General features: G+C 50.0%; 15 protein-coding genes. 10 read left to right on the top strand and 5 right to left on the bottom strand.

Annotation, left to right across the window (positions count from 1 at the left end; genetic code table 11):
* Nucleotides 1–59: 59 nt before the first annotated feature.
* The 6 genes from B4E62_RS17580 (at nucleotide 60) to pelA (ending at nucleotide 7,157) form a co-directional block, all read left to right on the top strand.
* On the top strand, nucleotides 60–1,475 hold the full coding sequence (locus B4E62_RS17580) for a sigma-54 dependent transcriptional regulator (protein WP_331352976.1): 1,416 nt from the start codon (nucleotides 60–62) through the stop codon (nucleotides 1,473–1,475).
* Nucleotides 1,476–2,284: 809 nt separating this feature from the next.
* Nucleotides 2,285–3,670, top strand: coding sequence for a polynucleotide adenylyltransferase PcnB (pcnB, locus tag B4E62_RS17575; RefSeq protein ID WP_331352975.1), 1,386 nt, complete (start codon nucleotides 2,285–2,287; stop codon nucleotides 3,668–3,670).
* Nucleotides 3,671–3,673: 3 nt separating this feature from the next.
* Nucleotides 3,674–4,159, top strand: a complete 486-nt coding sequence (gene folK, locus B4E62_RS17570; protein ID WP_331352974.1) for a 2-amino-4-hydroxy-6-hydroxymethyldihydropteridine diphosphokinase — start codon at nucleotides 3,674–3,676, stop codon at nucleotides 4,157–4,159.
* Between the two features lie 23 nt (nucleotides 4,160–4,182).
* Nucleotides 4,183–4,866, top strand: a complete 684-nt coding sequence (locus B4E62_RS17565; protein WP_310067538.1) for a deoxynucleoside kinase — start codon at nucleotides 4,183–4,185, stop codon at nucleotides 4,864–4,866.
* 43 nt (nucleotides 4,867–4,909) lie between these two features.
* The gene (gene panB / locus B4E62_RS17560) at nucleotides 4,910–5,749 is read left to right on the top strand and encodes a 3-methyl-2-oxobutanoate hydroxymethyltransferase (RefSeq protein WP_310067539.1); all 840 of its coding nucleotides are present in this window, start codon (nucleotides 4,910–4,912) and stop codon (nucleotides 5,747–5,749) included.
* 202 nt (nucleotides 5,750–5,951) lie between these two features.
* Nucleotides 5,952–7,157, top strand: coding sequence for a pectate lyase (gene pelA, locus B4E62_RS17555; protein ID WP_310067541.1), 1,206 nt, complete (start codon nucleotides 5,952–5,954; stop codon nucleotides 7,155–7,157).
* A gap of 62 nt (nucleotides 7,158–7,219) precedes the next feature.
* On the opposite strand, the gene B4E62_RS17550 is transcribed toward pelA, so the two are convergent.
* Both B4E62_RS17550 and B4E62_RS17545 read right to left on the bottom strand, forming a co-directional pair.
* A complete protein-coding gene (locus B4E62_RS17550; protein ID WP_331352973.1) occupies nucleotides 7,220–7,681 on the bottom strand; it encodes a nuclear transport factor 2 family protein in 462 nt (153 codons plus the stop codon).
* A 326-nt stretch (nucleotides 7,682–8,007) separates the two neighbouring features.
* The gene (locus tag B4E62_RS17545) at nucleotides 8,008–8,349 is read right to left on the bottom strand and encodes a hypothetical protein (RefSeq protein ID WP_310067545.1); all 342 of its coding nucleotides are present in this window, start codon (nucleotides 8,347–8,349) and stop codon (nucleotides 8,008–8,010) included.
* Between the two features lie 107 nt (nucleotides 8,350–8,456).
* Here B4E62_RS17545 and B4E62_RS17540 point away from each other — a divergent pair, with 107 nt between their 5' ends.
* The 4 genes from B4E62_RS17540 to B4E62_RS17525 all read left to right on the top strand — a co-directional run bounded on the left by B4E62_RS17540 (nucleotide 8,457) and on the right by B4E62_RS17525 (nucleotide 12,300).
* A complete protein-coding gene (locus B4E62_RS17540; RefSeq protein WP_331352972.1) occupies nucleotides 8,457–9,071 on the top strand; it encodes a LysE family translocator in 615 nt (204 codons plus the stop codon).
* Between the two features lie 112 nt (nucleotides 9,072–9,183).
* Nucleotides 9,184–9,783: an alpha/beta hydrolase gene (locus tag B4E62_RS17535; protein WP_331352971.1), complete on the top strand. Its 600-nt coding sequence runs from the start codon at nucleotides 9,184–9,186 to the stop codon at nucleotides 9,781–9,783.
* A 61-nt stretch (nucleotides 9,784–9,844) separates the two neighbouring features.
* Entirely contained in the window at nucleotides 9,845–10,744 is a 900-nt protein-coding gene (locus B4E62_RS17530; RefSeq protein ID WP_331352970.1) for a diguanylate cyclase, read from the top strand.
* 29 nt (nucleotides 10,745–10,773) lie between these two features.
* Nucleotides 10,774–12,300, top strand: coding sequence for a sensor histidine kinase (locus B4E62_RS17525; RefSeq protein ID WP_331352969.1), 1,527 nt, complete (start codon nucleotides 10,774–10,776; stop codon nucleotides 12,298–12,300).
* A 70-nt stretch (nucleotides 12,301–12,370) separates the two neighbouring features.
* On the opposite strand, the gene ahpF is transcribed toward B4E62_RS17525, so the two are convergent.
* From ahpF to B4E62_RS17510, 3 genes are all read right to left on the bottom strand, one after another.
* Nucleotides 12,371–13,936 carry an alkyl hydroperoxide reductase subunit F gene (gene ahpF, locus B4E62_RS17520; protein ID WP_331352968.1) on the bottom strand — a complete coding sequence of 522 codons (1,566 nt, stop codon included), beginning with the start codon at nucleotides 13,934–13,936 and terminating at the stop codon, nucleotides 12,371–12,373.
* Nucleotides 13,937–14,137: 201 nt separating this feature from the next.
* Nucleotides 14,138–14,701, bottom strand: a complete 564-nt coding sequence (ahpC, locus tag B4E62_RS17515; RefSeq protein WP_331352967.1) for an alkyl hydroperoxide reductase subunit C — start codon at nucleotides 14,699–14,701, stop codon at nucleotides 14,138–14,140.
* 228 nt (nucleotides 14,702–14,929) lie between these two features.
* Nucleotides 14,930–15,442 (bottom strand): hypothetical protein, encoded by a 513-nt coding sequence (locus B4E62_RS17510; RefSeq protein ID WP_331352966.1) that lies wholly within the window; start codon nucleotides 15,440–15,442, stop codon nucleotides 14,930–14,932.
* Nucleotides 15,443–15,860 lie beyond the last annotated feature (418 nt).

Raw genomic sequence — 15,860 nt, 5'->3', positions numbered from 1 at the left:
TTGCAGGTGCGCCCCGCAAGTTATTGACCAGTAACACTTAACGCAAGACCCGGATAGCTATGAGTAAGATTCTAATTGTTGAAGACGAAACCATCATCCGTAACGCCCTGCGCAAGCTGCTTGAGCGCAACCAGTACGAGGTCAGTGAGGCCCCGTCGGTAAAAGAGGCGACGTCCAAATTCCAACTAAAAGAGTTTGACTTGATCGTCAGCGACCTGCGCCTGCCCGGTGCTCCCGGTACTGACTTGATCAAACTGGCGGGTGATACGCCAGTACTCATCATGACTAGCTACGCCAGCTTGCGCTCGGCAGTAGACTCCATGCGCATGGGCGCGGTGGACTATATCGCCAAACCCTTCGACCACGATGAAATGGTCAATGCGGTCAAGCGGGTGATCGGCAAAGCCAAGGCCGCTAATAAAGCTGCTGTCGGCACCATTGCCGCCAGCACCGCCATCGCCGGCATGATTGGCGCCAGCGATGTCATGCAAGATCTCTATAACCGCATCCACAAAGTTGCCCCCACTAACGCAACCGTTTTGATCCACGGCGAAACCGGCACAGGCAAAGAACTGGTTGCCCGCGCATTGCACGAAGAGAGCAACCGCAACAATCACCTGATGATCTCGGTCAACTGCGCCGCAATTCCCGACACCTTAATTGAATCCGAACTCTTCGGTTACGAAAAAGGCGCCTTTACCGGCGCCGCAACCAATCGTGAAGGATTGGTAGCCGCAGCCGATGGCGGCACATTATTCCTCGATGAAATCGGCGAGTTGCCACTGGAAGCCCAGGCGCGCCTGCTGCGCGTACTGCAAGAGGGCGAAGTGCGCCCGCTCGGCTCAGTTGAATCGCGCAAAGTGGATGTACGCCTGGTCGCCGCAACCCACCGCGACCTGCGCAAGCTCTCCAAAGAGGGCAAATTCCGCGAAGACTTGTATTTCCGCATCAACGTAGTCCAACTGGAACTACCGCCGCTGCGCGAGCGCGAGCGCGATATCATCAATATCGCCGAATCCTTGCTGCAACGCTACTGCGCCCAATTTGGCAAAGCCCAACTGAAACTCTCGTCCGGCGCCATGGATGCCATCATGAGCTACAACTGGCCAGGCAATGTGCGCGAACTGGAAAACGCCATGCAGCGCGCCGTGATTTTGTGTGAAGACAGTAACGAAATTGGCGAGCACCTTCTGTCTATCGATACGGACTACCAGGATCTGGACGACAATACCGGCAGTTCCGTCTTTGAACCTGCCCGCCTCGCCAACCGCAGCCCCGGCGGCGCACCGGCGGCATCGGAAGACCTGTCACTGGAAGACTACTTCCAGCGTTTTGTGCTGGAACACCAGGACAGCATGAGTGAGACAGAGTTGGCGCGTAAGCTGGGTGTAAGCCGCAAGTGCCTCTGGGAGCGACGCCAGCGCCTCGGCATCCCTCGCACCAAATCTACTGCAGCACTTAGCAGCGTCAAATAGCTATCTCCAACCAAAAGACCTCTAAAAAATCCCCAGCCGCCTCATCGCACTGGGGATTTTTGTTTTTAGTGACAGTTTTATTGATTAACGCGCCACACTTGTTGCTATTGATGCCAAATCGTTACCCCTAAACACGGGAGTGTTACCGCGCAAATACTGTTACCGCACTGGGTAGACGTAACAAACTTGTGACAAATATGTAACCTATCGAAATAACAAAAAGAAATAAGGCGCCACCAAAAAAACCTAACTCATTGTTTTAATTAGCCATTATAAAACTGGCACAAGTACTGCTTTTAGAGCGCCATAACAAAAACAAATAATAAGAATTAAATGTAAAAATCTAATAACAACAATAAATAATAAAAAGCGTAATGAACTTAAAAATAACAACAATAGATAATAAGAAACTGAAACAAACGAATAACAACAAGAAATAATAAGAAACTGAAAATAAAAGAGCATAACAACAAGAAATAATAACAATAGAAATTGAATAATAATAACTAAAACAATAACTTAGATAGACAACGCTAGAAGACAAGAGCAATAAGACAGTAAAATAAAGCGGACTACTGACTAGGCACGGGATGGGATAGCACGCGAGATTGGATATGGGCACGGAAGCACCCCATTGAATGCCGATTAAAGCACTCCGGTGCGCCCTCCTGCGGGAAAGCGAAAGCTTTCCCGTTTTGCTTTCTGGAATCCAAACCAACCCAAGTGGCGTGATTGTCGTAAAAAACACCGTGCTTCTGCTAAACTCGCCGCTCTTGTGCAACTGACTGCCTAAACACCAGCGAGAAAACATGCTCAAACGCTTGCTAAACCTGTTCACCTCCGGCGCCAAGGATTCCAGCAAGGAATCCAGTATTCGCAATAGCGACGGTGCCACCCTGATTCCACGCGACCAGCACAGCATCTCCCGCAAGAACATCAGCCCTGCGGCGATCAAGATTATCAAACAATTGGAAGAGGCCGGATTTGCCGCCTATTTAGTTGGTGGCGGTGTACGCGACCTGCTGCTCGGCAATCACCCAAAGGATTTTGATGTCGCCACCAACGCCAAACCGGAAGAGGTCAAACGCATATTCCGCAGCGCGCGTATCGTTGGTCGCCGCTTCCAGATAGTCCATGTACGCATGGGGCGCGAGGTTATCGAGGTCACCACCTTCCGCGGTCACCATGAAGAATCATCCAGCGTACGCAGTGAAGATGGCATGCTGCTGCGCGACAACGTCTACGGCACCCTCGAAACTGATGCCATGCGCCGCGACTTTACCGTCAACGCCCTCTATTACACGCTCAAGGACTTTTCCGTCATCGACTACTGCAATGGTATGGAAGACCTCAAGCAGCGCACCCTGCGCATTATTGGCGACCCGGCAACGCGCTACAAAGAAGATCCAGTACGTATCCTCCGCGCACTGCGCTTTGCCGCCAAACTCGGCTTTAACCTGGAGTCCAAAACCGCCAAGCCGATCCGCGAACTGAGCGGTTTACTGCTCAATGTTTCCGACGCGCGCCTGTTTGAAGAAGTCCTGAAACTGTTTCTGGGCGGCTCAGCCACTGCAACATTTAACTTGATGCGTGAATACGATTTGCTGGCGCACCTTTTCCCCGGCACCGACATAGCACTCAAAGCGGGCGATGAGATTGGTGCCAACCTGATCGAACAATGCATGATCAATACCGATAAACGCATCCGGGGCGACAAAACCGTCACTCCTGCATTTATCTATGCAGCCCTCCTCTGGCCGGCCCTGCAGCAGCAATTCACGTTGCTTAGCAGCCAGATGACGCCAACCCAAGCCTGGGGACAAGCAGCACAGAATGTTATCAACCAACAGTTAACGCGCACCGCAGTACCCAAGCGTTTCCTGATACCGATGCGCGAAATTTGGGACCTGCAGCAGCGCCTGCCCAGCCGTTTGGGCATGCGCGCCCTGCGTACGCTTGATCACCCCCGCTTCCGCGCCGCCTACGACTTTTTGTTGATGCGAGAAGCGGCAGGCGAAGCGCTCGATGGTTTAGGCGTTTGGTGGACCAATTACCAAACCGCGAACGATGAAGAGCGCGAGCAGATGGTCAAAGATATCGGCAAACAAGGTGGCGCCAAGGCAGCGGGCAAACCACGCCGTCGCCGCGGCCCGCGCAAACCCAAAACCGATGCCGCCCCCGGCGGGAATGAATAATCCATGGCGCTGGCCTATGTAGGTCTGGGCAGCAATCTGGAAGATCCGCTCGCGCAGGTAACAGGCGCCTTTGTTGAATTGGCAGAGCTGCCGCTGACGTCGCTGCTGGCGCGCTCGTCGCTCTACTCCAGCCGTGCCGTTGGACCCGAGCAGCCGGATTACATCAACGCCGTTGCCCTGCTCGATACCCAGCTCGCTCCGCTCGCGCTGCTGGATGCACTACAAGCCATCGAACAAGCCCACCAACGGGTGCGCATCCAACATTGGGGGCCACGTACCCTGGATCTGGATCTGCTGCTCTACAGCGACCAGATCATTGAGGAGGAGCGCCTTACCGTGCCTCACCCCTATCTCACCCAGCGCAGTTTTGTGCTTTATCCGCTTGCGGATATCACCCCCAATTTGCAGTTGCCTGATGGCACCCCGCTCGCGGACTTGCTCAGCCGCTGCCCGGCAGACGGACTGCTGCGCCTGTCATCGCCCGCTTAACGAATCTGTTTCAAGGAGTTGCCGTGAACCCTGTGTTTGAAGAGCTCGGACTGGATTTAACTAACGTCAAATTGCCGCGCTATATCACCGTGGAAGGCTGTATCGGCGTTGGCAAAACTACCCTCGCACGCAATATCGCGCAATTGTTTAATTACGATATGTTGCTGGAGCAGCCGGAAGAGAATCCTTTTTTGGAGCGTTTTTATCGCGATCCAAAATCCACTGCACTGCCCACCCAATTATTCTTTTTATTCCAGCGCGCCAACCAATTACAAAGTTTGCGGCAAGACGATATTTTTGAGCCGGTGCGGGTGGCAGATTTTTTAATCGAAAAGGATCAGCTCTTTGCGCGCACCACACTTGATGACGATGAACTTAACATCTATCGCCAGGTGTACGACAAGTTGGTTATCAATGCGCCGCGCCCGGATTTAGTGATTTATTTGCAAGCGCCACTCGATGTGTTGCTCGACCGCATCCGCCAACGCGGCATCAGTGCCGAGCAACATATCACTGTCGATTATTTAAAAGCGCTCAACGATGCCTATACTGAATTTTTCCACTTCTATGACGGCGCACCACTGCTGATTGTGAATGCCAAAGATTTAAATCTGGCCAAAAACCGCGAGCACTTTAAACAGCTGGTGGAATATATCCTCACCATCAAAAGTGGCCGCCACTATTACAACCCTGTGCCTGCGCTTTAATGCAACATCACCACTGATTTTTATTTTTGTAGCGAGAATTGCCATGCCCTATTCAACAATCAATAGCACCTCTACGGCGAATACCGCGCTCACTAAAAATGTCACTATCAACACGCTTCACAAATTAAAAACCACAGGCGAAAAATTTGTGGTGATCTCCCTCTATGATGCGCATATGGCCGCCATGGCACAGCGCTGCGGCGTAGAAGTCGTATTGGTTGGCGATTCGCTCGGTATGACGGTACTGGGTTACGACAGTACCATCCCCGTCACCATGGAACAGATGATTTATCACGTCGAAGCCGTGGCGCGCGGCAATAAAAAATCGCTGATTATCGGCGACCTACCCTTTATGACTTACGCCACGCCCGACGAAGCCATGCGCAATTGCACGCGCATCATGCAAGCCGGTGCACAGATGGTAAAACTCGAAGGCGGCGCTTGGTTGGCAGAGACAGTGCGCATGCTCGCCGAACGCGGCGTACCTGTGTGCGCTCATTTGGGTTTGACGCCGCAATCGGTGAATAAATTCGGCGGCTTCCGGGTGCAGGGGCGCGATGATGCCAGCGCAGAAAAAATTCTCGCCGATGCCAAATTACTCGCTGAAGCTGGTGCCGATTTATTGGTGCTTGAATGTGTTCCCGCTGCATTGGGCGCGCGCATTACGCGTGAAATTGCGATCCCGACTATCGGCATAGGCGCAGGCCGCGACACCGATGCGCAAGTATTGGTGATCAACGATATTCTCGGCCTCACCGAACAGCCGCCGAAATTTTCCAAAAACTTTTTATTGGAAGCTAACGACATTCCCGGTGCCATGCAAAAATATGTTGCCGATGTGAAAGCCGGAACCTTCCCCAGCGATGACAACATTTTTATCTAAAGATTAATTAACCTCTATTAAACTTGTTCCATCCTAAAAAATAGAAACGCAGGGCAATTATTTGCCCTGTTGCTAGACTCTTATCTAATCGGCAAAAAAAATCGGATATTCGTCGCACAACAATGACACGGCGACTCAATCATCAACCGATAACCCTCATGAACCGACAATTTTTATGAACCGATATAAACAGGTACGAGTTATGCTCACCAAACCATCACTATTTATTGTATTACTGGGCAGTTTTTTTGCTGGCCCACTGCATGCAGACACGCCAGTCACTAATGCAGCTGCGCAAACACAGCAAACCGCTGGCGACGAAGCCGCTTGGCAAACGTATCTCGCCACTTCCGAAAAATTGCGTCAAATCGATCAGGATTTTCTCAAAGCCGAATTAAAAAAACTCGGCCAAAAAAAGCCAAGCCTGCCGGAGTACACCAAAGAATTCGGGTTTGATGTAAAACAGGCGCCCGACTGGTTTAAGAGCAATGAAGGCAAGCGCGTAATGGACGTAATTCTCTCCTTCCAAACCCCTTCAGGTGGGTGGTCGAAACGCACCGATATGAGCAAGGCGCCGCGCCAACCAGGTCAGGCATTTGGTGTTGAGAAAGGTTACATCCCCACATTCGATAACGGTGCCACCAGCACCCAAATCCGGTTACTGGCGCAAGCATACCAAGCAACCGGTGATGCGCGTTATGTAAATACATTCAACAAAGGCCTGGATTTTATTCTCACTGCGCAGTATCCCAATGGCGGCTGGCCGCAAAATTATCCACTGGTGGGTGAGTATCACGATCACATCACTTACAACGATGCGTTGATGCGCGATTTAATGGCGCTGTTGCATGACGTCGCCCAGGCCAAAAACGCTTTTGCGTTTGTCAGCCAGGAACAACAGCAGGCAGCGCAAGCGAGCCTCAAGCGTGCGCTCGATTGCGTATTAAAAACCCAAGTGATTGCCAATGGCACACTGACCATCTGGGGCGCGCAGCATGATGCCAAAACCCTAAAACCTGCAAAAGCACGCGCCTATGAAATGATTTCACTCACCAGTTCGGAAAGTGTGTGGATGCTCGATTTTTTGATGGAGCTGAAAAACCCCAGCGCCGAGATAATTAAATCCGTACACGCAGCGGCGGCTTGGTATGAGCAGAATAAAATCCTTGGTAAAACCTGGACACGCGGTGATGCGCAATTAAAGGATGATAAAAATGCACTGCCACTCTGGGCGCGTTTTTATGAAATAGGAACCAACAAACCGCTCTTTGGCGATCGCGATGATTCCGTGCATTACACCTTGGAAAAGGTGTCGGAAGAGCGCCGCCTCGGCTATGCCTGGTACACAACTTCACCCAATCAGATATTAAAAAAATATACGGACTGGGCCAAAAAACATCCGCAATAAATTTTATTTTCATGTTTGCCCTCCCTGCTGCATTGCGCAGCAGGGAGTAGTACCCACAATCATTAATCCGCTTCACTCGACCAGACTTTCATGGTCTGCACCGCCAGCAATTTGCACTCACCTTTATGCTCCACATAAGTACGCATAAACTGGTAGCGCGATGTACGGAAAGTTTTACCATCTGGATTCCATTTCTCCACGCTGCTCAACCCCTGCAAAACGGCCGTTTTATCCAATCGCTGCAAGCTAAGATCATGCGCGCGGCGCGCTTTGGGTTGCTCTTCCGGTTGTTGCACCCTTAGCAACAATTGCGCTTTGGTCTCTTTTAAGCTGGCGAGGTTGTGCACCCATTGAAACTCCGGCGCGAGCAATTTATCCAAAAATTGCACATCACCTTTGCGCAGTGCATTTTCATATTCGGCATCCAGTTTCACCAACTTTTCAGTATCCAAACAAGATTGCGCCTGTACCACAGCCCCCATCAAACTCATCACACAGGCCGTCATAAGCAAATGTTTTTTCATCGCCAATATTCACCACAAAAAATTAAAACATAAACAATAAACAATAAAAAAAGCCGACACCAAAACGATGCCGGCCAAGACCATACTAGATTACAAATAAAGGGGAGTTCCAAACTGGGCTAAGAGAAAACCCATCGGTAACCGCACAACCTTCCTAAATCAATGAGCCAACCAAAACACAAATGCCGTCGTACCCACAGGAAGAAACCGTTACCGGTAGTTTCAGTATTGTTCAGTTTTCAGCCATTGCCAGTTTTTTTATGCTCACGTTTAAATTATTTGGTGATAAACCCGCAGAACTGATTAGGAAAGGCTATAAACAATCGCTAGCTCACCCCATTACGCCCCATCAGCACCATAGCTTCGTTAATAAGGTGCTCAAGCCGCACTGCCGTAGTCGAGCGCAAGGCAAAATCATCGACCAATTTGCGCAAGCGGCTCAGCTTGGGTCGCACAGCGCGAAACTCTTCAGTCACCGGCTCATAATCCAGATCGTGATCTTGCACACTCAATTTACCCAGCTCGGATAATTCCGCATGCAGCGCGCTGATCAAGTCATAAAAGAAATCTTTCCGATCAAGGCTATTAGCCTCCCAATAGGCCTGATTCAATCCACCCAATAAGTCTTCAAGCACCTTGATGGCATTGGAAATACTGCTGCTAGACATAACACACCTTTTGCTCAACGTATGATGAATGGCTTGAGTATAGAAGAGTTTAACGACGCTGCCGGAGGCTCTGCTAAACTCCAACATCCTCGCCTCTGGACGCTGTTATGCCGCTCGAACAACTCTGGCTGTTTACCACCATTACCCTTGTGCTCTCTGCTAGCCCTGGCCCAGTGATGCTCGCCTGCATGATCGATGCAGGGCGCTACGGTTTTGCCAAATCGCTCTACACCATGCTCGGCGCCAGCGCGGGCAATTTGGTGCTGATGTTGTTATCGGCACTGGGATTGGGATTATTAGTCGAACAAGCGGAATGGATATTTCACACCATCAAATGGATAGGCGCTGCGTATTTGGTTTACCTGGGCATTCAACTTGCGCTTGCACCACCGCTCAATGTGGATGTGGAGGCGCGTCAGATCCGCAGCAGTCATCTGTTTGGCAAAGCCTTTATTGTCGCTGTCACCAACCCGAAGGGGCTGATTTATTTCGGCGCGCTCTTTCCGCAATTTATCGATATCCACCGCAGCATGCCGCCGCAATTTACGCTGCTTACGGTGATTTTTTTAGCGATGGATTTTGTCTGGATGAGTATTTACGCCCTCGGCGGACGCGGCATTATGCGCTGGCTAAAATTACCGGAGCATCAACGCTGGTTTAACTGGATTTCCGGCGGGGCATTAATTCTAGCCGGCGGCGCGCTAGCGTTTACCAAACTCTAAGCCTGCAATTTGGGTAACCTTGCGATTTGGATATAAGCAAAGAAATAACGATTCTTTTTCAACCGATATAAAAACCCCTAAGCTGCACTCCATCAACATTTTGGAGGCAGCCATGTCACTTACCCATAGCCAATATTTCCCCGCGTCACTCAACGACCAGCCGATCCTGATCGTACCTGGCCTGCGCAATAGTGATGAACAACATTGGCAAAGCCTGTGGGAAGCGCAACTGCCCAATAGCAAACGCATCCAGGTCGATGATTGGAGCACAGCGGATTTGGATAAATGGAAAGCAGGTATTCGCGCAGAATTGGAGAAGTTGGATAAACCCGCCGTGATTATCGCCCACAGCTTTGGCACGCTCGCGAGTGCAAGTATTACCGCAGAATTTCCCAATAAAATCGCCGCCTTGTTTTTAGTCGCCCCCGCTGATCCAGATAAATTTCGCATCGCCCAGCGCTTGCCACAAAGCCTCTTGCAGGTACCGGCAACTATTATCGCCAGCAGCAATGACCCCTGGTTGACCGAGAGCAAAGCGGCTTACTGGGCGTTGCAGTGGGGCACAGATTTTTTGCGTTTAAACAATGTTGGCCACATCAACAGCGAATCCAATTTGGGATTTTGGCCCGAAGGTATTCAGCTATTACAGAAGCTGTTGCGCAGCGCAAAAAAAACAATTACCACAACCAACCGGCTCCCGCGCGCGGCATAAATCCGCACACTAACACTCCAAACGGTATAATCTGGACAGATTCTTTTTATGGCCCAGTGTAATGCCGTTGATGATTATAAAATCCTCTGGTGCAGGAAGGCTACCACTGACACGATTATGGATATTGCTAGCCTATTTACTGGCTGCCCCGGCACTGGGCACTGAACCGGTAATTTATGCATGGGCCGAACAGATGGCCGATGACAAGCGCGGCCACTACCCTATCGAACTACTCAAACTCGCGCTCGCCAAATCCGGACAGGACTACCGCGCCACGCCCAGCAAATACAATTTGCCGCAATTCCGCACCTTGCGGCATTTGCAAATGAACAAAGGCATTGATGTCGTCTGGACGCTCAGTTCACCCGAGCGCGAGGAGGAATTGCTTCCCATCCGCATCCCTATTGACCGCGGCCTGATCGGTTGGCGCCTGCTATTAATCTCTACAAAAGATGAACAAACCTTTGCGCAAGTGGAGAGTGTCGAACAACTCAAAAACTTGCGCGCCGGGCAAGGGCATGATTGGCCCGACTACCCCATACTGCGCGACAATGGTTTTAAGGTCAGCGGCAGTGCCAATTACGACGGACTGTTTCATATGCTCGAGCGGGGTCACATCCGCTATTTTCCGCGTTCACTAACTGAAATCCAGCACGAGCTGGATACACACCCTGATATGAATTTTATGATTGCCCCCAAATGGGTGCTCTATTACCCGGCGCCACTGTATTTTTTTGTGCGCAAAGATAATATCCAGCTCGCCGCTGCAATCGAAAGGGGACTTGAGATAGCGATTAGTGATGGCAGTATGCGCACTTTATTTATCCAACATTTCGCAGCTGCCATTGCCAGCGCCCAATTACATGAACGCACAATTGTGCCAGTGGACAACCCATTGCTCACTGTGGAGACGCCCTTGGAGCGCAGCGATCTGTGGTTCTCGCCGGAACTGGGGTTTTAAATACAAGCTTTTACGTACAAGGTTTTTAAATGACAGCCATACCTGCATCCACTGGCGATCAAACACCGCGACCGACGCGACGCCTTGGGCTGCGCATTGTCGGCGCTGTTGTTGCCTTTACATTTTGTGTTGCCGCACTCGTCTCTTGTTTGCAAATTTACAGCGCATACCGCACAGCGCTGATCGATGCACAAAAACATTTCACCGATATTGAAAACAGCTATTTACCCAGTCTGGCCGCGGGCATGTGGTCAGTCGATCAAGGGCGTATTGACACATTGCTGGACGGCATGGCGCAGCTACCGGACGTGGGTTTTATCGAACTAAAAGACGAACTGGGACAGCGCTGGACGCGCAGGCATTCGGACTACCGCAAAGACTTGTTGAGCCGCAGTTTTCCCATTATTCATCGCGAAGGTGATGAACTGTTTCCGCTGGGCGAACTCACGGTTGCCTTGATGTCGGCAGGAATAGAAACACGGTTATTCCAAACAGCAAAAAGCATCGCCATTACCACCAGCATCACACTCTTCTCAACTGTTTTTTTTGTGCTCTTTATTGTGCGCTACTGGATCACACGCCATTTAGAAACCATGGCCGACTACGCCAAGAAATTGGATTTGAATAATCTGGACAGCGAATTGAAACTGACGCGCACCGAGCGCGATCAACCCGACGAATTAGGTTTGGTAGTCAATGCGATAAACAAAATGCGCCTCAGCATTAGCAACGATTTAAACAAGCGCAATCATCTGTATCAGGAGTTAAGTGTCTATCGCAACCAGCTGGAGCGTTTGGTGTCCGATCGCACCATAGATCTGGAATATAAAACTCAGCAACTGGAAATTAAATCCGCCGAACTGGTTGAACAAAATAATGAGCTGGATGCTTATGCACATACAGTCGCACACGATTTAAAACAACCGGTCAGCACCCTCATTGCTGCCTCAAGCCTATTGGGCAAGGCGCAACTATCCCCAGAAAAACAGCAACAACTCGCCGATACTATCCAGCGCTCCGCCAACAAAATGCGCGCGATTATCGACTCACTGTTGCTGCTCGCCAATATCCGCAAAAGCGAAAATGTAGCGCTCACCAGCGTGGATACGCAACACACCGCAATGGAAGCTTGTGCGCGCCTGCAATCGTTCGCCGATCAACAAGGCGCAACAATTCATCTTGGCGAACATTGGCCAAAGGTATTTGGCCATGAGCAATGGGTTGAAGAAATTTGGATGAATTTTTTATCCAACGCGTTGAAGTATGGCGGAGCCTCACCGAAGGTAGAACTGGGCACTAAAACACTGGCCAACGGCATGATCAAATGCTGGGTAAAAGATTCAGGTCCCGGTTTAAACGCAGAGCAACAGCATGAAATTTTCGATAAATTTGTCCGCTTCGATACGCAATCTGCCGACGGCCATGGGTTGGGTTTATCCATCGTAAAACGTATCGCCCTGCGACTGGGCGGAGAAGTTGGCTACGAAACCGCACCCAACGGTGGCAGTATTTTTTGGTTTAGGTTGAAGAGTGCGGGAGAAAAAACTTCTCCATAATTTAACGATCAAATAGTCTTATCAAAACGCGCAGCCTTCACACGCCGCGCGTTTTTATTTGTCACTGTTATTAAGCCGGTGCGCTGGTGCGAATCAAATGATCAAACGCACCCAGCGATGCTGTCGCCCCCGCCCCCATCGCAATAATAATTTGCTTGTAAGGTACGTTAGTGCAATCGCCCGCCGCAAACACACCCGGCACTGAGGTTTCACCGCGCGCATTGATTTCAATTTCACCACGATTAGTTAATTGCACTGTACCTTTGAGGAAATCGGTATTGGGCAGCAGGCCGATCTGTACAAAAATGCCCTCCAACTCCACTGACGCGATTTCATCGGTATTGCGGCTTTTGTATTTCAGCGCAGTGACTTTTTCACCGTCGCCGATCACTTCGGTCGTCAGCGCTTCGGTGATCACAGTGACGTTGGGCAGGCTGAATAATTTGCGTTGCAATACCGCATCGGCGCGCAACTTTGAATCGAACTCGATCAAGGTCACATGGGCAACTATACCGGCCAAATCAATCGCCGCTTCAACACCGGAGTTGCCGCCGCCGATGACCGCAACGCGTTTGCCTTTAAATAGCGGACCATCGCAGTGTGGGCAGTAGGCGACGCCTTTGCCGCGATAATCTTTTTCGCCGGGCACATTCATTTCTCTCCAGCGCGCGCCGGTGGCGAGAATAATGCTTTTGCTTTTTAAACTCGCGCCACTGGCGAGTTTTACTTCAATTAATTCGCCGGGATTACCACTAGGAATAACCTCAGCCGCTTTTTGTAAATTTATCACATCCACGTCATATTCCTTAACGTGTTGCTCTAGCGCCATCGCTAATTTGGGGCCTTCAGTTTCTTTAACGGAGATAAAATTTTCAATCGATACGGTATCCAACACTTGGCCACCAAACCGCTCGGCAACTACACCAGTGCGAATGCCTTTACGGGCTGAATAAATTGCTGCCGCTGCACCCGCAGGGCCACCGCCGATAACCAATACATCAAACGGATCTTTTTCATTTAATGCTTTGGCTTCACGCACAGCTGCTCCGGTATCAACTTTGGCGATAATCTCTTCGAGCGTCATACGGCCTTGGCCGAAGTGTTCGCCATTAACAAATACCGTGGGCACCGCCATGATTTTGCGCGCATCAACTTCTTGTTGAAACAAGGCGCCGTCGATCATGGTGGCAGTAATATTAGGGTTGAGTGCGGCCATTAAATTCACGGCTTGCACTACATCTGGACAGTTGTGGCAGGAGAGCGATACAAATACTTCAAAATGAAATTTGCCGTCAATTGCCTTAATTTGCTCGATAGTTTTTGCATCCACTTTCGGTGGATGACCGCCGCTGTGCAAGAGTGCAAGCACCAGCGAGGTAAATTCATGCCCCATAGGGATACCCGCGAAATGAATACGGGGGGATTCATCTCGTGCAGATACTGCAAAAGAGGGACGCAATTTAGCATTTCCGTGATCAATCAGACTCACCTTGTCAGATAAGCTGGTAATTTCTTGCAACAACGTAATTAACTCCAGACTTTTTGCGCTGTCATCCAGGCTTGCAACCAATTGGATGGGGCGTTGCAGTTTTTCCAAATAGGCTTTGAGTTGGCCTTTAATGGCAGCGTCTAACATAGTGTGTTCTCCGTAAGATTTTTTGTGCAAGCCCGCCTTGTGAGCGAGCTTGTTTATGCAAATCGTTTTATAAAAAATTTGAAAAATATCGCTTGGCAAAATACTGACCGACAATATTTTCGTCATACCCGCGAACGCGGGTATCCATTAAACAATCTGGACTCCTGCCTTCTCAGGAGTGACGAATACATCAACTTAGCCTTAGATTTTTCCAACCAAATCGAGCGATGGAGCCAGAGTCGCTTCACCTTGCTTCCATTTAGCCGGGCAAACTTCACCTGGATGCGCCGCAACGTATTGCGCTGCTTTTACTTTGCGCAGCAGTTCCGATGCATCGCGGCCAATACCGCCCGCGTTCACTTCGATAATTTGGATCTTGCCCTGCGGGTCAATTACAAAGGTACCGCGATCAGCCAGGCCAGCCTCTTCAATCATCACCCCGAAATTGCGCGTGATAGTGCCGGTTGGGTCGCCGATCATCGGATATTGGATTTTGCCGATGGTTTCCGAGCTGTCGTGCCAGGCTTTGTGGGTGAAATGAGTGTCGGTTGATACGGAATAAATCTCTACACCCATCTTTTGGAATTCAGCGTAGTTATCGGCCAGATCGCCCAATTCAGTGGGACAGACGAAAGTAAAGTCGGCTGGGTAGAAAAACACCACCGCCCATTTACCTTTGATGTCAGCCTCAGTCAGGTGAACGAATTTGCCCTGATGATAGGCTTGGGCGCTGAAAGGTTTGATTTCTGAATTGATAGTTGCCATGAGTAGAACTCCTAAGGTCTGTGTGGGTTTGATCCCGTTGGGTTAATTGATTCAACGGGCACAGATTAGGGAGTTGGGCGCCATGAGGCTAATTGCATATCACCATGCAGTCAATATTCAAAATTTATCGACAACTAAAATCCAATGCCTATTAGCTATCAGAAAATAACAAAAACCGCAGCTTCCTTGCGGAAACTGCGGCTTTTATGGGTAGTGATAGGTAATCGATTAGGCGCTGAGTGACTGGCCGTTCGCTCTACCATGGCGATCAATAATCAGGCCGCCAGCCAAGTGCAGGTCGTCCATAATGATGCCACCACGTTCGATGATGACGGTGCCAGCTAATTTACCGTCATGCACCACAACGCCAGGGGCTGGACGTGAAGTGTTTTCCAGAATCACACCACCTGCGAGTTGATCCTTTTGCACAATAATTCCACGCTCAAGAATCACCCCACCACTCAGCAGTTTGATTCCACCGCGTTCAATAATCACACCACCTTCATCGTGAGTGTCAGGCGTGTTTTCAAGAATGACAGCACCCGCCAATTTGTCCTGCACGATAATGCCTTTTTCCAAAATCACACTGCCGTTGTCCGGCTGGCATTCCAGAATGACAGTACCATTTAAGGATTGATCGAAGGGTGGAGTTGCTTGCTTTTCGAGAATCACCCCACCGGCAGAGGCTAATTGGGCAGCGAACAACAAAGAGATAAACAGAGCAGATTTAGATTTCAACATGATTGCATCCTCGCAATAATTTTTACAATTAACCTACCACTATGGCAGGCAGTTTGATTTCCTTTCGGAGTTTAGGTAACGCATTGAGTCATTGAACAAACCATCCTTGAAGTTCAACACCTCGCGGTGTTTTTTCGTCCCTGTCGCTTTGTTCATGTGGCCATAATAAGCAGTGAACTTGTCAGAAGTTTGTCGCAGATAATTATTTTTGTGGCAATTGTGTCAAAGGCGCAAAAACAACAAGCAGCTAGCCCTAAGGTAATGCCCTGTAATTCAGGCTGGCGCAGTATGCTGCTATGGTCTTTAATTGGTTCTTCTTATTCGCTGCAGCCCATGAAGTAAGCAACCGAAGTTCAAGTAATTACCCGTTGGTTGGTGCGGGTCGCGCAGGCTGAGTTTACGAACCGCAACAGATTGA

The organism is Cellvibrio sp. UBA7671 (genome assembly GCA_002483145.1).
GTDB classification, from domain to species: Bacteria; Pseudomonadota; Gammaproteobacteria; order Pseudomonadales; family Cellvibrionaceae; genus Cellvibrio; species Cellvibrio fibrivorans.
This window is presented reverse-complemented; position numbering and strand designations above follow the sequence as displayed.